Annotated in this window: 1 protein-coding gene; it reads left to right on the top strand. The window is 40.3% G+C overall.

The window, feature by feature from the left end; all coding sequences use genetic code 11:
• A partial coding sequence (locus J7R05_RS07850) for an RNA methyltransferase (protein ID WP_281388232.1) occupies nt 1–479 on the top strand: 479 nt, incomplete at both ends.

Genomic DNA, 479 nt, shown 5'->3' with positions numbered 1-479 from the left:
AGCCAGGGCTGCAGCAAGCAAAGCAGATCATGTCATTAATGAGGCAATAGTTTTTGATACATTACGTGATGCGATTGCGGATTTGCATTATATTTTTGCTACAACGGCACGTGAAAGATGTGGTTTTAAGACCGTCAAAAGTGCTGTTGAAGCAGCGAGTATGCTACGTCAGCGTGAGAGGATTGGGCATCAAACGGGTATTTTATTTGGAAGAGAAAGGTGTGGATTAGAAAATGATGAAATCAGTCTTGTTGATGAAATCATCACTTTTCCAGTTAATCCTGCTTTTGCATCACTCAATATTGCGCAAGCGGTTTTGCTTATATCTTACGAATGGATGAAATCAGGTTTAGAAAATGTGAGCGATACGGCTTTTCGTACTGTAGAGATGGAGCCGGCAAATAAAGCAACGTTTCATGGTTTTTTATCTCAATTAGAAGAAGCTTTGGATATTCGTGGATATTTTAGGCCCCGAGAAC

The sequence above is a fragment of the Bartonella capreoli genome, from assembly GCF_902813205.1.
Lineage (GTDB): Bacteria > Pseudomonadota > Alphaproteobacteria > Rhizobiales > Rhizobiaceae > Bartonella > Bartonella schoenbuchensis.
This window is presented reverse-complemented; position numbering and strand designations above follow the sequence as displayed.